The organism is Aerococcus sp. L_32, assembly GCF_050689315.1.
Map to the genome: position 1 here is coordinate 1 of NZ_JBOEQF010000587.1, position 1,078 is coordinate 1,078.

The following is a 1,078-nucleotide window of genomic DNA, read 5'->3' on the forward strand; positions in this document are numbered from 1 at the left end:
GGTCAAGATGCTAAGTGGACCAAAGAAAAGGACACTAGCCAAGGCGTTTCTCTAGATGATGAAGTAGAAGAAGGTGGTCAAAAGACGCGTATTAACTGGCCAAAATGGTCATTTAGAAACCGAAAACGATAGTGGTTTTCCTGTATTTTTCGAATACGAAATAAAATACCTCGTTTTAAAAACTATTGTTCATAGTGATGATAACTTTGTGGTATAATATAATCATAATGAAATAGTGGGTGAGTATAAGTGGAAAAACAATTAGAATTTGAAAACTGGGTCAAAAGTTTAGACGACGTCAACATGCCAAGATGGGAAGATATTACAGACATTCCTTTATACATGGACCAACTGATTGCAGTTGTAACCCAGTATTTAGAACCATTCCAAATTTTTTCTTCAGATAAGAAACCTGTGACATCTTCAATGGTCAATAACTATGTTAAACTAGGATTAATTCCAAAGCCCATCAAGAGACATTACAATAAACGTCATATCGCGTATTTAATCGTCATTACCTTATTTAAAGAAGTAATTTCAATTCAAGACATCCGTCGTGTATTGATCTTTCTAGCGCAGTCACAAGGCAATTCAAACGCCTACAATCAATTCTGTGCCTTATTAGAAATTACCATCAAACGAAAAGGGCATGTATATTTAAATGTAGCCGTGGATGACGAAATTGAAACAGACTATTCAGATCCAGAGGATTTTGATAAGTATATTATCTATTTGGCTTGCGAAACAATCACTAATTTATTGTTTGCGAAAAAATTTATTTCCTTTGTAGATCAAGATACCACAGAGATAGAAACAGAAGCATAACCCTTATAGTCGGAGGTAGTCAATTGGAAAAAATAGGTTTTATTGTGGACTCTGGTTCAGATGTTCCAAAAGAGTTTGTCGACAAATTTGAAATCGAAGTATTACCTTTAAATGTAGCCTTTAAAGATGGCGATTACTTGGATGGGGTAACCATTCAACCACAAGAAGTATTTGAGCGTATGGCATCGGAAATCCCGAAAACATCCCTACCAAGTGGTGAATTGATTTCTCAAGCCTTTGAAAACTTAATAGA

The 1,078-nt window shown here is 35.1% G+C and carries 2 protein-coding genes; both read left to right on the forward strand.

The features are described from left to right. The first annotated feature begins 249 nt into the window (after positions 1 to 249). Positions 250 to 825, forward strand: coding sequence for a DUF1836 domain-containing protein (locus ACRCJ0_RS14945; protein WP_016897534.1), 576 nt, complete (start codon positions 250 to 252; stop codon positions 823 to 825). Between the two features lie 23 nt (positions 826 to 848). After that, positions 849 to 1,078, forward strand: a 230-nt coding sequence (locus tag ACRCJ0_RS14950; protein WP_431390999.1) for a DegV family protein, incomplete at its 3' end; no start/stop codon positions are given.